The sequence below is a fragment of the Micromonospora sp. NPDC005413 genome, from assembly GCF_040606435.1.
In the GTDB taxonomy this organism is placed as follows: domain Bacteria; phylum Actinomycetota; class Actinomycetes; order Mycobacteriales; family Micromonosporaceae; genus Micromonospora.
The window spans coordinates 77,847-92,371 of the sequence record NZ_JBEXEV010000006.1; the positions used below are offsets into that span (position 1 = coordinate 77,847).

General features: G+C 73.3%; 12 protein-coding genes. 6 read left to right on the top strand and 6 right to left on the bottom strand.

The features are described 5' to 3' along the window. Positions 1-64: 64 nt before the first annotated feature. Positions 65-1,315 (top strand): aminotransferase class V-fold PLP-dependent enzyme, encoded by a 1,251-nt coding sequence (locus tag ABZS37_RS10530; protein ID WP_355167811.1) that lies wholly within the window; start codon positions 65-67, stop codon positions 1,313-1,315. A gap of 20 nt (positions 1,316-1,335) precedes the next feature. Here the strand turns inward: ABZS37_RS10530 and ABZS37_RS10535 are convergent, their stop codons facing one another. Further along, positions 1,336-2,538, bottom strand: a complete 1,203-nt coding sequence (locus tag ABZS37_RS10535) for an FUSC family protein (RefSeq protein WP_355167813.1) — start codon at positions 2,536-2,538, stop codon at positions 1,336-1,338. Between the two features lie 139 nt (positions 2,539-2,677). Between ABZS37_RS10535 and ABZS37_RS10540 the strand changes: the two genes are divergently transcribed. Further along, a complete protein-coding gene (locus tag ABZS37_RS10540; protein ID WP_355167595.1) occupies positions 2,678-3,328 on the top strand; it encodes a metal-dependent phosphohydrolase in 651 nt (216 codons plus the stop codon). Here ABZS37_RS10540 and ABZS37_RS10545 read toward each other — a convergent pair. Further along, positions 3,306-3,584 (bottom strand): DUF4031 domain-containing protein, encoded by a 279-nt coding sequence (locus ABZS37_RS10545; protein ID WP_355167597.1) that lies wholly within the window; start codon positions 3,582-3,584, stop codon positions 3,306-3,308. The genes ABZS37_RS10540 and ABZS37_RS10545 overlap by 23 nt on opposite strands. A 68-nt stretch (positions 3,585-3,652) precedes the next feature. On the opposite strand from ABZS37_RS10545, the gene ABZS37_RS10550 reads away from it, so the two are divergent. Continuing rightward, positions 3,653-5,104, top strand: a complete 1,452-nt coding sequence (locus ABZS37_RS10550) for an FAD-linked oxidase C-terminal domain-containing protein (protein WP_355167599.1) — start codon at positions 3,653-3,655, stop codon at positions 5,102-5,104. On the opposite strand, the gene ABZS37_RS10555 is transcribed toward ABZS37_RS10550, so the two are convergent. Both ABZS37_RS10555 and ABZS37_RS10560 read right to left on the bottom strand, forming a co-directional pair. After that, positions 5,094-5,630, bottom strand: coding sequence for a hypothetical protein (locus ABZS37_RS10555; RefSeq protein ID WP_355167601.1), 537 nt, complete (start codon positions 5,628-5,630; stop codon positions 5,094-5,096). The genes ABZS37_RS10550 and ABZS37_RS10555 overlap by 11 nt on opposite strands. 87 nt (positions 5,631-5,717) lie before the next feature. Then, positions 5,718-7,535 carry a glycerol-3-phosphate dehydrogenase/oxidase gene (locus tag ABZS37_RS10560; protein ID WP_355167815.1) on the bottom strand — a complete coding sequence of 606 codons (1,818 nt, stop codon included), beginning with the start codon at positions 7,533-7,535 and terminating at the stop codon, positions 5,718-5,720. 79 nt (positions 7,536-7,614) lie between these two features. On the opposite strand from ABZS37_RS10560, the gene ABZS37_RS10565 reads away from it, so the two are divergent. The 3 genes from ABZS37_RS10565 to ABZS37_RS10575 all read left to right on the top strand — a co-directional run bounded on the left by ABZS37_RS10565 (position 7,615) and on the right by ABZS37_RS10575 (position 11,492). After that, the gene (locus ABZS37_RS10565) at positions 7,615-10,149 is read left to right on the top strand and encodes a S8 family serine peptidase (protein ID WP_355167603.1); all 2,535 of its coding nucleotides are present in this window, start codon (positions 7,615-7,617) and stop codon (positions 10,147-10,149) included. Between the two features lie 69 nt (positions 10,150-10,218). After that, positions 10,219-11,157, top strand: a complete 939-nt coding sequence (locus ABZS37_RS10570; RefSeq protein ID WP_355167605.1) for a GNAT family N-acetyltransferase — start codon at positions 10,219-10,221, stop codon at positions 11,155-11,157. An 86-nt stretch (positions 11,158-11,243) separates the two neighbouring features. Next, entirely contained in the window at positions 11,244-11,492 is a 249-nt protein-coding gene (locus ABZS37_RS10575; RefSeq protein WP_354994474.1) for a hypothetical protein, read from the top strand. A 56-nt stretch (positions 11,493-11,548) separates the two neighbouring features. On the opposite strand, the gene groL is transcribed toward ABZS37_RS10575, so the two are convergent. Both groL and ABZS37_RS10585 read right to left on the bottom strand, forming a co-directional pair. Beyond that, entirely contained in the window at positions 11,549-13,171 is a 1,623-nt protein-coding gene (groL, locus tag ABZS37_RS10580) for a chaperonin GroEL (RefSeq protein WP_088950420.1), read from the bottom strand. A 270-nt stretch (positions 13,172-13,441) separates the two neighbouring features. Beyond that, complete coding sequence (locus ABZS37_RS10585; RefSeq protein ID WP_355167606.1) at positions 13,442-14,359, bottom strand: hypothetical protein; 918 nt, start codon at positions 14,357-14,359, stop codon at positions 13,442-13,444. Positions 14,360-14,525 lie beyond the last annotated feature (166 nt).

The window sequence follows — 14,525 nt, forward strand, 5'->3', positions numbered from 1 at the left end:
CGACTGTGCACCCGGGGTCCCTGACCCCGGAGGTTCCGGCGTGTCCGTCACCCTCGTTCCCTCGCTGCCCACCCGCTTCGACACCGCGCCCGCAGCGGCTTCGTCGCGGCCGCTCGACGTCCTCGGCGTACCGGGCGAGATCAACCTGGACTACGCGGCGAGCGCGCCGTGCGCGCGGGCCGCCGCCGACGCGGTGGCTGAGCTGCTGCCCTGGTACGCCAGCGTGCACCGTGGCGCGGGAGCGTTGTCCCGGCGCTGCACCCTGGAATACGAGCAGGCCCGGCAGACGGTCGGCGACTTCTTCGGCGCCCGCGCCGACGATCACGTGATCTTCACCCGCAACACCACTGACGCGCTCAACCTGCTGGCCCGGGCGCTGCCCGCCGGCACGACCGTGGTCACTTTCGCCGGCGAGCATCACGCGAACCTGCTGCCCTGGCCGCGCGGCTCCGTCCGGCTCCCGGTGCCCACCGGCCCGGACGGGGCGGTACGCGACCTCGCCGCCGCCCTCACCGAGCTGCGCCGGGGCAGCAGCCCGGCGCTGCCGGTGCTGGTCGCGGTGACCGGTGCGAGCAACGTGACCGGCGAGCGGTGGCCGGTCGCCGAGTTGGCCCGGGTGGCCCACCGGCATGGGGCCCGGATCGTGCTCGACGCCGCGCAACTCGCCCCGCACGCCCCGGTCGACCTGCTCACGCTCGACGTCGACTACCTGGCCGTGTCCGGCCACAAGCTGTACGCGCCGTTCGGTGCGGGGGTGCTGATCGGCCGCGCGGACTGGCTGGACGCCGCCCCGCCGTACCTGGCCGGTGGCGGCGCCACCAGCAACGTCGGGCCAGCCACGCACGACGTGACCTGGGCGACCGGCACGGCACGGCACGAGGGCGGCACCCCGAACCTGCTCGGCGCGGTGGCACTGGCCGCGGTGTGCGCGGCGCTCGACGAGGCGGACCGGGCCGCGCTGGCCGCCCACGAGCAGGCGCTGCTGGCCCGACTGCGGACCGGCATCGCCGCCCTGCCGCACGTGGTGGAGTTGCGCACCTTCGGCCCGGACGCGCCGCGCGTCGGCATCGTCTCGTTCGTGGTCGCCGGGTGGGATTCCGCCGACGTCGCCACACGGCTGGCCGCCGAGCACCGGATCGGCGTACGCGACGGGCTGTTCTGCGCCCACCCGCTGGCCCGGCGCCTGCTCACCGAGGCGGCGGGGCGAACCGGCCGACGGGACCTGCCGCCCACCGCGTTGCGCGCCAGCATCGGCCTGGGCAGCACCGTCGCTCAGGTGGACCGGCTGCTCGCCGCGCTCGCCACCTTGGGCTGAGTTGGGATGAGGCGCCCCGGTCAGCCGACCGGTGGGGCGGTGGGCGGCTTCGGCGGCTCGCCCGGCTCGGCCGGTTCACCGACCGGCCGCTCCTGCTCCCCGAAGGCGGTACGGATCCACCGGTTCGCCTCCTCCTGCTCGATCCCGGAGGCCACCAGCAGGTCGCTCGCAGTGGTCCGGATCTGGGCGACCACCACGCTGCCCGAGAAGCCGACCCCGGCGCCATACGCCCGGCCGGCTTCGCTGACCGCCCGCAGGGACCGCTCCCTGGACTTTTCCGGTTCCTCACCGACGGCGAACTCGTGCTTGAGGAGCCGGACCGACTCGGCGAGGTGGCCGATCGCGTCCGGCATCGGATCGGGCACCGGCTCCTCGTCCTCGATCAGCGTCACGGCCCGGCGGATCAGCGTGCCGGTGTTGCGCATCGCCCGGTCGATCGGGTCGGCCGCCTCCGCGTAGTGGGTGAGCTCGTCGCGCCGATGCCAGCGGGCCGGGGAGAGAGTGGAGGTCTCCTTGGCCCCCTCGATCGCCTCGGCCAACGTGGCCAACTCCTCCTTGTTGTTGCGCAACCGTTCGAGCGCCTGCTGGGTGCCGGCGCGGTCCCGTTTGCGCAGCCCGTCGGCGGTGGCGTCGAGTTGGGTGGCGAGCAGGTCCAGCGCCGGACGGGCGGCCCGGTTGATCACCCGGAGCGGGTTCAGCGGCAGCAGCACCGCCGTGACCAGCAGCGCGATTCCACCGCCGAGGAACGCGTCGACGAAGCGGGGGATCTCCAGATCCTTGGTGGAGGGGCTCAGCGTCACGATCAGCACCGCTGTGGCCGCCGCCTGGATGACGATGGCCACGCTGGCCCCGGCGAAGATGGTGAGCAGGATCGCCACCGTCACCACCAGGCCGAGCTGCCATGCCCCGGTGCCCAGCAGGTAGATCAGGAGGTCGCCGATGGCCACCCCGATCGCCACCCCGACGATCAGCTCCACGGTCCGGCGGAACCGCTGACCGACCGACGCGGCCAGGGTGCCGACCGCCGAGATCGGCGCGAAGACCGGCTGCGGGTTGCCGAGCACCCGGTGCGAGATGAAGTACGCCAGCCCGGCCGCCAGCCCGGCCTGTACGGCCAGCCCGCCGGCCATCCGCACCCGGTGCAGCCGGTCGTGCAGGGTGGTCCGGCCGCGATGCCGCAGCTCCTCGGTGGCCTCGGCGATCCGTGCCCCGTCGACGTCCACCAGCCCTTGGCGCAGCGCGGTACGTCGCACCACTGGAGGTCGCTTGTCCCGGGCCACGGCCATGGGCGCGACTACCCGTGGTGGGCCTGATGATTCCTCCCGCGCCGCGCACCCCGGCGCGATGCGGCAGACTCGGGCGGTGGCTGATCTGCTGGATCGATGGCGGGCGGCGGTCCGGGGTGCCGGCGCGAGGCCGGACGCGGGGTCGACCCGGGCCGGGGAGCAGCTGCTCGCCCGATGGCGGGAGCCGCACCGGCACTACCACACGGTGGCCCACCTGAGCGCAGTGCTCGACGTGGTGGACCAGCACGCCGGGCTGACCGATCGGGTCGACGTGGTCCGGCTGGCGGCCTGGTGCCACGACGCGGTCTACGACCCACGGGCCGTCGGCGACGCCAACGAACGGGACAGCGCCGCGCTGGCCGAAAGCGTGCTCGCCGGGCTCGGAGTGCCGGCACCCGCGGTGGCCGAGGTGCGCCGGCTGGTGCTGCTCACGGCCGGGCACGCGGTGGCACCGGGCGACCGGGACGGCGCCCTGCTCTGCGATGCGGACCTCGCCGTGCTGGCCGCGCCGCCGGCCACGTACGACCGTTACGCGGCGGCCATCCGGCGGGAGTACGCCCATGTGCCCGAGCCGGCCTTCCGGGCTGGTCGGGCCGCGGTGTTGACCAGCCTGCTGGCGCTGCCCGCGCTGTTCCGGCTGCCGCCGCTGGCCAGTCGGTGGGAGGAGCCCGCCCGGGACAACGTGCGCCGCGAGCTGGCCACGCTCACGGGGCCTGGCGCGGGCTGACCAGGTGCTTCGGGCGGCGCAGGCCGGCGGCGCGGAGCAACCGGACCAGCTCCCGGCTCGGCACCACCTGGGCACCCAGCCACACCGCCGCCGCGAACCGGTCGGCCGGGATGTCGTAGTGGTCCCGGTCGAAGCCGCGCCGGGGCGCGCCGAGTGCCTCAGCGAAGGCGTGCAGCTCGGCGTACGAGACGTCGCTGATCAGGTGCGACCAGAGCCGACCGCGCCACGGCCAGGCAGGCCGGTCCAGATAGAGCATGGCGCCCAAGCTATCCCGCGCAGTGGATCATGTTGATGATCGGCGGTCGGCGACCTAGCCTCGGCTGCATGGCCCCCACCACTCTCCTCGACGACCTGCGCGTCGCGCTCGGTGACAACGCCGTGCTCACCGACCCGGACCTCCTGCGGATGCACCAGCGGGACGAGGCCGACCTCTGCGCCGCCGGAACGCCGCTGGTGGTGACCCGCCCGCGCACCACCGAGCAGGTGGTCGCGGTGGTCCGGGCGGCGGCGCGGCACGGCGTACCGGTGGTGCCGCAGGGCGCGCGGACCGGGTTGGCCGGCGCGGCGAACGCGGTGGACGGCGCGGTGGTCCTCAGCACCGTCGCGATGGACGAGATCCGGGAGATCGACCCGGTGAGCCGGATCGCGGTGGTCCAACCAGGGGTGGTCAACGCGGCACTGGCCGGGGCGGTCGCCAAGCAGGGGCTCTGGTACCCGCCGGACCCCGGCTCCTGGGAGTCGTCCACGATCGGCGGCAACGTGGCCACCAACGCGGGCGGCATGTGCTGCGTGAAGTACGGCGTGACCACCGAGTACGTGCTCGGCCTGGAGGTGGTGCTCGCCTCCGGGGAGGTGCTGCGCACCGGCCGGCGTACGGCCAAGGGGGTGGCCGGTTACGACCTGACCCGGCTCTTCGTCGGCTCGGAGGGCACCCTCGGGGTGATCACCGAGGTGACCGTGGCGTTGCGGCCCGCACCGGCCGACTCGCTGACCCTGGTGGCGGTCTTCCCGTCCACCGCCGCGGCCGGCGCGGCGGTGGCCGCGATCGCGGCTCGTGGGCTCACCCCCAGCCTGCTGGAGCTGCTGGACCAGACCCACCTGCGGGCGATCGAGGCGTACCAGCCGATGGGGCTGCGGACCGACGCGCAGGCCCTGCTGCTGGCCGCCGCGGACACCGGTACCCGGGCCGCCGACGACCTGGCCGGCCTGGCCGAGGTGTGCGAGGCGGCCGGCGCCGACGAGGTCTACGCGGCCACCGACGCGGTGGAGGCGGCAGCGCTGTTGCAGGCCCGCCGGCTGGCGCATCCGGCGATGGAGAAGTTCGCGGCCGATGCCTACCCGGGCGGCAACGGCGGTCTGGTCATTGACGATGTGGCGGTGCCGCGCGGCTCGCTCGCCGCCCTGCTGGACGGGGTGGCCCGGATCGCGGCGGAGTGCGAGGTGCCGATCGGCGTGGTGGGGCACGCCGGGGACGGCAACATGCACCCGAACATCGTGGTCGACCGGGCCGACCCGGCGAGCGTGGAGCGGGGTCGGCGGGCGTTCGACGAGATCATGCGCCTCGGCCTGGACCTGGGCGGCACCTGCACCGGCGAGCACGGGGTGGGGCTGCTCAAGCGCGACTGGCTGGCCCGGGAGATCGGGCCGGTGGGCGTCCGGGTGCATCAGGCGATCAAGTCGGCGCTGGACCCGGCCGGCCTGCTCAACCCCGGCAAGGTGCTCCGACCCGTGCACCGTGCTCTGACCCGCGCACCGGCGCGGCGGGTCAGCCGTTGACTTCGGCCGGGGTCGCCTGGGTGAGCAGCAGCAGGATCTCCCCGGCGACCGCCGTGCGCTCCTCGCCCGGGCAGTCCTGCGAGGTGATCAGCCCGGTGGAGGTGAGCAGGCTGGACGTCAGCGCGTCGATGCAGGTCGTCCGGTACTTCCGGGCCTGATCGGTCTCGGTGGTCAGCGCCGGGTTGGCGAGCAGCACCTGGAGCCGTTCGGTCAGCTCCGGGGCGAGCGTGCCCCGGGAGGTGACCCCGTCACCGGCGCAGTCGAGGCACTGCCACGCGCCGTTCCGTTCGACGCTCAGGGTGCGCAGCGGGCCGTCGGCGCCGAGCCGCTGAAGCAGGCTCACCTGGCCGGCGGCGACCGTGGTGGGGATCTCCAGCTGTGATCCGCCACCCGCCGTGCCAGCGGACGGTTGCGCCGCTGGCGTGCCCGCCGCGTCCCGGTCGAGCAGCGAACACCCGGTCAGGGCACCGACCAGCGCGGCGGCGAGAAGAGGTGCGAGCAGACGAGGACGCGGGCGGGAAAGCACGCGCGGAAACCTACCCCACCGTAGGTAACACCGAAACCACCATCCGGGTCGGTATCGATAGTTACCCCTCGGTAACGTTCCAATTCGTCACCGAGTGGACGGACGCAGCTCAGCCTGATCGTCGTCGCCACCCCGATCGGCCGCGTAACCCCGGACATCCGGAGCGCCGAGCCGGGCCGCGTCCGCCGCAGCGTCGTCCGGCATCAACTGGGACTGCCGCTCCGCCTCCACCCGCACGCGGTAGTGCTCGACCTCGCGCGCCCGGGTGGCCGCGTCCCAACCGAGCACCGCGCCCATCAGCTCGGCCGCGTGCTCCGCCGACTCCAGCCCCCGATGGCTGGTCTCGAACGAGATCCGGGTCCGGCGGGTCAGCACGTCCTCCAGGTGCAGCGCACCCTCGGCCCGCGTCGCGTAGGCGACCTCCGCCGCCAGGTACTCCGGGGCGCCGGCCAACGGAGAGCCGAGCAACGGATCGGCATTGATCAGCCCCAGCAGGTCCAGGGTGAGGGTGCCGTACCGCTCCAGCAGGTGCTCCACCACGCCCACCGGCACGCCGTGCCGGCGGGCCAGGTCGGCCCGGTCCCGCCACATCGCCGGGAACCCGTCGGCGCCGAGCAGCGGCAGGTCGGCGGTACGCGACGAGCGGGCGCCGCCGAGCCGGCGGGCCGCGCGATCGACCACGTCGGAAGCCATCACCCGGTACGTCGTGTACTTGCCTCCGGCGACCAGCAACAGCCCGAGCATCGGCTCGAACACGGCGTGCTCACGGGAGAGCTTCGAGGTGGAGTCGGCCTCGCCGGCCAGCAACGGCCGCAGCCCCGCGTACACCCCCTCGATGTCGGCGGTGGTCAACGGCCGGTCCAGCACGGTGTTGACCTGCTGCAACAGGTAGTCGATGTCGCGGGCCGAGGCCGCCGGGTGGGACCTGTCCAACCGCCAGTCGGTGTCCGTCGTGCCGATGATCCAGTGCCCGCCCCACGGGATGACGAAGAGCACCGAACGCGCCGTACGCAGGATGAGCCCCGTCTCGCCGGTGATCGCCGAGCGGGGCACCACCAGGTGCACCCCCTTCGAGGCGCGCACCCGGACGCCGGGGCGCAGGCCCACGTCGTTGAGCATCCGGGACATGTCGTCGCTCCACACCCCGGTGGCGGCGATGACGGTGCGGGCCTGCACCTCGAACTCCGCGTCCGGTGAGCCGGCCGGCGCCTCCAGGTCGCGAACCCGTACGCCGGTCACCTCCCGCGCCTGCCGGATCAGCCCGACGGCGCGGGCGCTGCTCACCACCGTGGCGCCGAGGCTGGCCGCGGTGCGGGCCAGGGTGACCACCAGCCGGGCGTCGTCGACCTGCCCGTCGTAGTAGCGGATCGCCCCGGCCAGCGCGTCGGCCCGCAGACTCGGGAAGATCCGCCGCGCCCCCTCCCGGGTGAGGTGCCGGTGCAGCGGCATGCCCCGGCCGCCGCCGAAGAGACCGGCGAAGGCGTCGTAGGTGGCCACACCGGCGCCGTAGTACGAGCGGCGGAAGATCCGGGCGGGCAGGTCCCGCAGGCCCCGCCCGGCCGGCAGCGGCACCAGGAACGGCACCGGCCGCACCAGGTGCGGCGCGAGCCGGGTCGCCAGCAGACCCCGCTCGGTCAGCGCCTCGTGGACCAGGTGGAACTCCAACTGCTCCAGGTAGCGCAGCCCACCGTGGATGAGCTTGCTGGATCGGCTGGAGGTGCCGGCGGCGAGGTCGCGCGCCTCGACCAGGGCCACCTTCAGGCCTCGGGACGCCGCGTCCAGGGCGGCTCCGGCACCGGTCACCCCACCACCGATGACCAGCACGTCGAAGCGCTCGGCGCGCAGTCGGCGCAGGTCGGACGCACGGCGGACCGGCGATAGCTGACCGGCGACGGATCGGGAGATATTGGGGTCACGCACCCGTCCACCGTAACCGTCGCGCCAACGCGTCGACATTCGCCGCCCGCCCCGTACTGTGCGAGTCATGCAGGTCGGGCCTCCGTCACCCGCTGGTCAAACGCCGCCCCACCCGCTGCCGTCGGGCCGGGCCAGCCCGTGGCCGGTGGTCGCGGCCGTGCTGGTCGGCGGCTGGACGGTTGCGGTCACCGTGGCCACCCAGGCCGGTGGCTGGGTCACCGATCAGGTGCTGCTGGGCTTCGGACGGGATCGCGTCGGCTGGCTCTGGCCGGCGCTGGGCCTGGCCACCGTCGTGCTGGTGGGCACACCCGCCCTGCTGCTGGCCGTACTGCCCCGGTCGGCCACGGTCCGGGCCAGCGGGCGGGTCTGGCTCGTCGGTGCGCTGACACTCGGGGTACTCACGCTGCTGCGGGCGGTGCCGCCGGCGCACCACGAGGTGTACCTCGCCGGGCTGGCCGGCGCGGCGGTGCTCACCGCGCTCGTCGTGCGCTGGTCGGCGCGCCGGTGGGCGTACCCCGGAGCGACCGGCTTTGTGGTCGGCGCGGCACCCACCGAAAACGGCGACGCCGCGCGGCCCGAGGCCGCCGGACGCCCGGAGCCGGTCGGAAGCCAACGGGGGTTGCGGCGGCCCGGCCCGGTGCCGCTGCTCGCGGTCGCCGCCGGGTTGGCGCTGCTCCTGCCGTGGGCCTGGCTGGGCGCGCTCGGCGGGCTCCTGGAGACCGCGCTCGCACTCCTGGCGGCCGCCGCGCTCGGGGTGCTGGCCGCGACGCTGCTGAACGCCACCTTCTGGTCCCGGTTCGCGGTCGGCAGGCCGCCCCGGCCGGCTCGGCTGGTGCTGGTCGGAGGCCTGGTCGCCGGGGTGGCGCTGCTGCTGCTCGCGGCCGGCACCGGCCAGTCCGGCGCGCAGTTGCCCGCGCTCCTGACCCTGCCGCCAGTGGGTTTCGCGCTGGCCGCACTGTGGGCCGCGACCTGGCGGCCCGGCGCCGACCCGGCCGACGCCACGCGCGCTGGTCGAGCGGCGACGGGCTGGCTCGTGGGCCTGGCCGCACTCGGTCCGCTGGCCTTCACCGACCCGGAAGAGATCAGCCTGCTGCTGGTCGGCACCCGGGACGTGCCGTTCTGGGTGGCAGCCGCCGCCGGCGCCGGGCTCGCCGTCGCCGTCCTGGTCGCCATCGGGTACGGAGTGCTGCTCGCCCGGCCGACGGCACGCACCCCGAGCCGTCGGGCCGCAGCGGTGGCAGCCGTGGTGCTGCTGGCGGCGTTCGGCGTGGTCGACCTCGGCCCCGGCCAGCCCGGCCTGTACGGCGAGCGGCTGCTCGTGGTGCTGCGCGCACAGGCCGACCTGACCGGTCTACCGGCGGTCGCACCCGGTCGGGCCGGGCGGGACGCCCGCGCGGGGGAGGTCTACCGGCGGCTGGTGACGACCGCCGAGCAGAGCCAGGCCGACCTGCTCCGAGGGCTGAACCGCCTGCGACTCGACCCGGTGCCGTTCTACCTGGTGAACGCGGTCGAGGTGGACGGCGGCCCGGTGGTGCGGGCCTGGCTCGCCCGCCGACCGGAGGTGGCCCGGGTGCTGGTGAGCCAGCGCCTGCGGCCACTGCCCGCCCCGGCCGGGCAGAGCCGGGGCACCGCCCCCACGCCCACCGGCCCGGAGTGGAACATCCGCCAGATCGGCGCCGACCGGGTGTGGTCCCAGCTCGGGGTGACCGGCACGGGCATCGTGGTGGGCAGCTCGGATTCGGGGGTGGACGGCACCCATCCGGCGCTGCGAGCCGGGTTCCGTGGCGGGGACGACTCCTGGTACGACCCGTGGGACGGCACCCGGAGCCCGACCGACCAGGGCGGGCACGGCACCCACACGGTGGGCAGCGCGGTCGGTCGGGGCGGCATCGGGGTCGCACCGGACGCGCAGTGGGTGGGCTGCGTCAACCTGGACCGCAACCTGGGCAGTCCCGCGTACTACCTGGACTGTCTCCAGTTCATGCTGGCGCCCTTCCCGGCCGGCGGTGACCCGTTCACCGACGGCCGTCCGGAGCGGGCCCCGCAGGTGCTGACCAACTCGTGGGGCTGCCCACCCATCGAGGGTTGTGACCAGCAGGCACTGCGACCGGCCACGGCCGCGCTGGACGCCGCCGGAATCTTCGTGGTCGCCGCGGCCGGAAACACCGGCCCGTGGTGCGCGTCGATCGACGACCCGCCCGCGCCGTACGCGGACGTGCTGACCGTTGGTGCGGTGGACGAGCAGCGGCGGGTCGCCGAGTTCTCCTCGCGCGGACCGGTTCCGGGCGGCACGGGTAAGCCGGACGTACTGGCACCGGGTGTGGGTGTGGTGTCGGCCATGCCGGGCGGCACGTACGCCGCGCTGGACGGCACCTCGATGGCGACCCCGCAGGTTGCCGGGGTGGTCGCGCTGATGTGGTCGGCGAACCCGGCGCTGGTCGGCGACGTGACCCGGACCCGGCAGATCCTGCGGGACACCGCCACGGCCGCGACACCGACCTACCGCTCCGGCAACCCGGCCGACGACTGTGGCAATCCGTCGAACATCACCGGCGCCGGCGAGGTCGACGCTTTCGCCGCCGTCCAAGCCGCTCAGCGCTAGGAAGGATTTTCACCTGGAAACGTCGGGCGGGAGCGCCGACCGGCAGGCGCTGATCTAGGGTCGGCCACCATGGACGCCGAGATCACCATCACCGAGCTGACCTCCGACCTGGCCCCCACCGTGGTACGGCTCTGCGAGCAGGCTCTCGACCTGCCCGAGGACGCAGCCGAGGCGGCTCCGATCGTGGACGTCCTCTGGCCCCGGGCCACCGCCGCCGACCGGCTGGTGGTTGGGCTGGGCGCGTACCGGGGTGCGGAGCTGGTCGGGGTGCTCCTCTGCTCGGTGTCGTCGACCGAGGCGGGTGTCGGGCACGTGGACCTGGTCGCGGTGCTCCCGGATCAGCGCCGCCGGGGCGTCGGCCGGGCGCTGCTCAAGCGGGCCGAGCGGGTGCTCGCCGAGCGCGGGGTGACCGAGGTGCTGTTGGCCGGCAACCCGCCGTACTACGCGTGGCCGGGCATCGACGTCCGCTACACACCAGCGGTGTGCGCTGCCCTCGCGCTGGGCTACCAGCAGGACCGGACCGCCTGGAACATGACGGCCGACCTGTCGTACGACGGGTCGCCGGCGCTGCGGTCCACCGAGGCGGCGGAACGGCGGCTGGCCGATCAGGGCGTCACCGTACGCCGTGCGGAGCCGGCGGACCTGCCGGCGCTGGCCGCGTTCGCCCGGTCCACCTTCGGTGGCACGTGGGACGGCGAGTTGGCCGGATCGGTGGGTCGTGCCGGCGCCGGTTGTCACCTGGCGGAGCGGGGTGGCGAGGTGTTGGGCTTCGCCGCGTACGGGTCGTCCCGGCCGAGTTGGTTCGGGCCGATGGGCACCGCGCCGGCTGCCGAGGGGTCGGGCATTGGTGGGGTGCTGCTGCGGCGCTGCCTACAAGACCAGCAGGCGGCAGGGGTGGGCCGGGCGCAGATCGGCTGGGTGGGGCCGGTGCCGTTCTACTCGGGCAGCGCGGGTGCCCGGATCGAGCGGGTCTTCTTCCTGTACCGGCGGACAGTCGGCGCAGAATAAGGGGCGAATAGGATATAGGCCCTGATAGCGCCATTCGCCCGCATCGGCCATCGACGCCCCCTACCGTTTCGGTAGAGGAGGCAGCCATGACCACGGATGACGACAAGACCGAGGACGGCCCGCCGATCACCTGGAAACCGGTCGGCGAACTCCCCGGCCAACTGCCATTCGACCGGCTCGACTACGGCGACGCCGAGCAACTGGCCGAGATGACCACCGACGGCGAGTCGGCGATGGTCGAGGAGCCGCAGGAGATGGTGGACGCCCCGATCCAACTGCTTCCGCCGTACGACCGGGCGCAGAAGCGGCGCAACCAGCGCCCACTACCGACCTGACGACGAACGGGGCGGACCGCGTCAGCGGCCCGCCCCGTTCTGTGTCGGATCTGGACTCAGAAGTCCATGTCCCCGCCACCCGGGCCAGCCGGGGCAGCCGGGTTCTTCTCCGGCTTGTCCGCGACAACGGCTTCGGTGGTGAGGAAGAGCGCCGCGATGGAAGCGGCGTTCTGCAGCGCCGAGCGCGTCACCTTGGCCGGGTCGATGATGCCCGCGGCCAGCAGGTCAACGTACTCGCCGTTGGCGGCGTTGAGGCCGTGACCCGCTTCGAGGTTACGGACCTTCTCCACCACGACGCCGCCCTCAAGGCCGGCGTTGACGGCGATCTGCCGCAGCGGGGCGTCCAGCGCGACCTTGACGATGTTCGCACCGGTCGCCTCGTCGCCGACCAGGTCGAGCTTGTCGAAGGCGGTCTTGCCGGCCTGCACCAGCGCGACGCCACCACCCGGGACGATGCCCTCTTCGACGGCCGCCTTCGCGTTGCGAACGGCGTCCTCGATGCGGTGCTTGCGCTCCTTGAGCTCGACCTCGGTGGCCGCGCCGACCTTGATGACCGCAACGCCGCCGGCCAGCTTGGCCAGCCGCTCCTGCAGCTTCTCCCGGTCGTAGTCGGAGTCGCTCTTGTCGATCTCGGCCCGGATCTGGTTGACCCGGCCCTGGATCTGCTCGGCGTCACCGGCACCGTCGACGATGGTGGTCTCGTCCTTGGTCACCACGACCTTGCGGGCGCGGCCCAGCATGTCGAGGCTGGCGGCGTCGAGCTTGAGGCCGACCTCCTCGCTGATGACCTGGCCACCGGCGAGGATGGCGATGTCGGTCAGCATGGCCTTGCGGCGGTCACCGAAGCCCGGCGCCTTGACGGCGACAGACTTGAAGGTGCCACGGACCTTGTTGACCACCAGGGTGGCGAGAGCCTCGCCCTCCAGGTCCTCGGCGATGATCAGCAGCGGCTTGCCCGACTGCATGACCTTCTCCAGGATCGGGAGCAGGTCCTTCACCGACGAGATCTTGCTGTTGGCGATCAGGATGTACGGGTCGTCGAAGACGGCCTCCATACGCTCCGGGTCGGTCATGAAGTAGGCCGAGATGTAGCCCTTGTCGAAGCGCATACCCTCGGTGAGCTCCAGCTCCAGCCCGAAGGTGTTGCTCTCCTCGACGGTGATGACGCCTTCCTTGCCGACCTTGTCCATCGCCTCGGCGATGATCTCGCCGACGGTGCTGTCGCCAGCGGAGATGGAGGCGGTGGAGGCGATCTGCTCCTTGGTCTCGACGTCCTTGGCGAGCTTGGACAGCTCCTCCGAGACGCTCGCGACCGCAGCCTCGATGCCCCGCTTCAGGGCCATCGGGTTGGCGCCAGCGGCCACGTTGCGCAGGCCCTCGCGAACCAGGGCCTGGGCCAGGACGGTCGCCGTCGTCGTGCCGTCACCGGCAACGTCGTCGGTCTTCTTGGCGACCTCCTTGACCAGCTCAGCGCCGATCTTCTCGTACGGGTCCTCGAGCTCGATCTCCTTGGCGATGCTCACACCATCGTTGGTGATGGTGGGGGCACCCCACTTCTTCTCGAGCACGACGTTGCGGCCCTTGGGGCCGAGGGTCACCTTTACGGCGTCGGCGAGCTGGTTCATGCCCCGCTCGAGGCCGCGGCGCGCCTCTTCGTCGAACGCGATCATCTTGGCCATACGGCGTTGTCCTCCTGGACACTCACGGGCCACCCGAGATGTGCCCCGGATGGGCCGCCTGGTGTACGCACCTTGGGACGTCGCCACCTGGCGACGACGACGTCCTTCGGCCGGGCCGGATAGCCCGCGACGACCGGCCATGTGTCGCCCCGGCGTCTCCACGCCGGTGCAACCTGGCCCCACCGTCCCGACCATTGGCACTCACGGTATGCGAGTGCCAATGACTTGTTTAGCACTCTCCCCTGCCGAGTGCAAGCACGATGGGGCCGCTCAGCCGAGTTCCGCTGCCAGTCCGGCAGCGTTTACCGGCGCCTCATGGGCCCGCTGCTCGGTGTATGTGATCAGCAGGCCGACCAACTGGACGAGGTGGGCCGGCAGGGCCAGCACCGCAGTGACCCCGATCACGGCCACCGCCCCGACCGCGGCGCCCGGCGACGCCAGCGGGTCCGGACCGAACGCGACGGTGCCCAGCGACTCCAGGAAACCGGGAATCATGCTGCCGACGATCACCACCCCGCCCACCAGCGCCACCCGGCCGAGCAACAGCCCGAGCCGGTCGTGGAACATCCGGAACGACCGGCCGATCGGGTTCTGCCGTTCAAAGAGGTAGACCGGGCCGGCCATGCTCAGCGCGAACGCCAGGTAGATGCCCGGCAGTACGCAGAAACAGACACCTACACCGACGAGCACACTGATCAGCAGAGTCCAACCCCACAGGCCGAGCGCCCGGCGCACGCCGTACCGCAGCGCCGCGTCGATGCTGGCCGGCCTGCCGGCCGCCTGCTGAGTGATCACCCAACTGCCGGCGGCCCACCCCACCGCCTGCACCAGACCAATGAGCAGGCTGCCGCCGATCAGCGCCACGAGAAGCGTTGCCAGGTCGAGGGCGAAGTTGTCCGGCAGCCCGCCCGCCGGGTCCAACTCGGCCTGCGTCTCCCAGCCGGCCGACGGGTCCACGCCCAGCGAGATGACCGAGAGGACCGCCGCCGGCAGCACCTGGGTGAGGAGCAGGATCGGCACCAACTGCCGCCAACCTCGACGCAGCGCCCCGTTGAACCGGCTGAGCCAGCCCTGGATACCGGCACCGGGCGGAGTGACCAGGGCATCGTTGGGGTCGAGGCCATGACCCGGCGGGTACCAGCCGGTCGGCGGCCCTGGATACCACGGCTGCCCTCCGTAGGGACCCACCCCGGGCGGGTAGCCGCCAGTGGGCGGAAACACCCACCCAGGAGGCGGCGGACCCCAACCTCCCTGCGCGGGATCCCAGCCGGGCGGCGGACCGACGGGGCCGGCTTGACCCCAACCCTGGGTCGGCCCGGGCGGCGGCTCAGAGGCGGGCGGCGTGCCCGGTGCC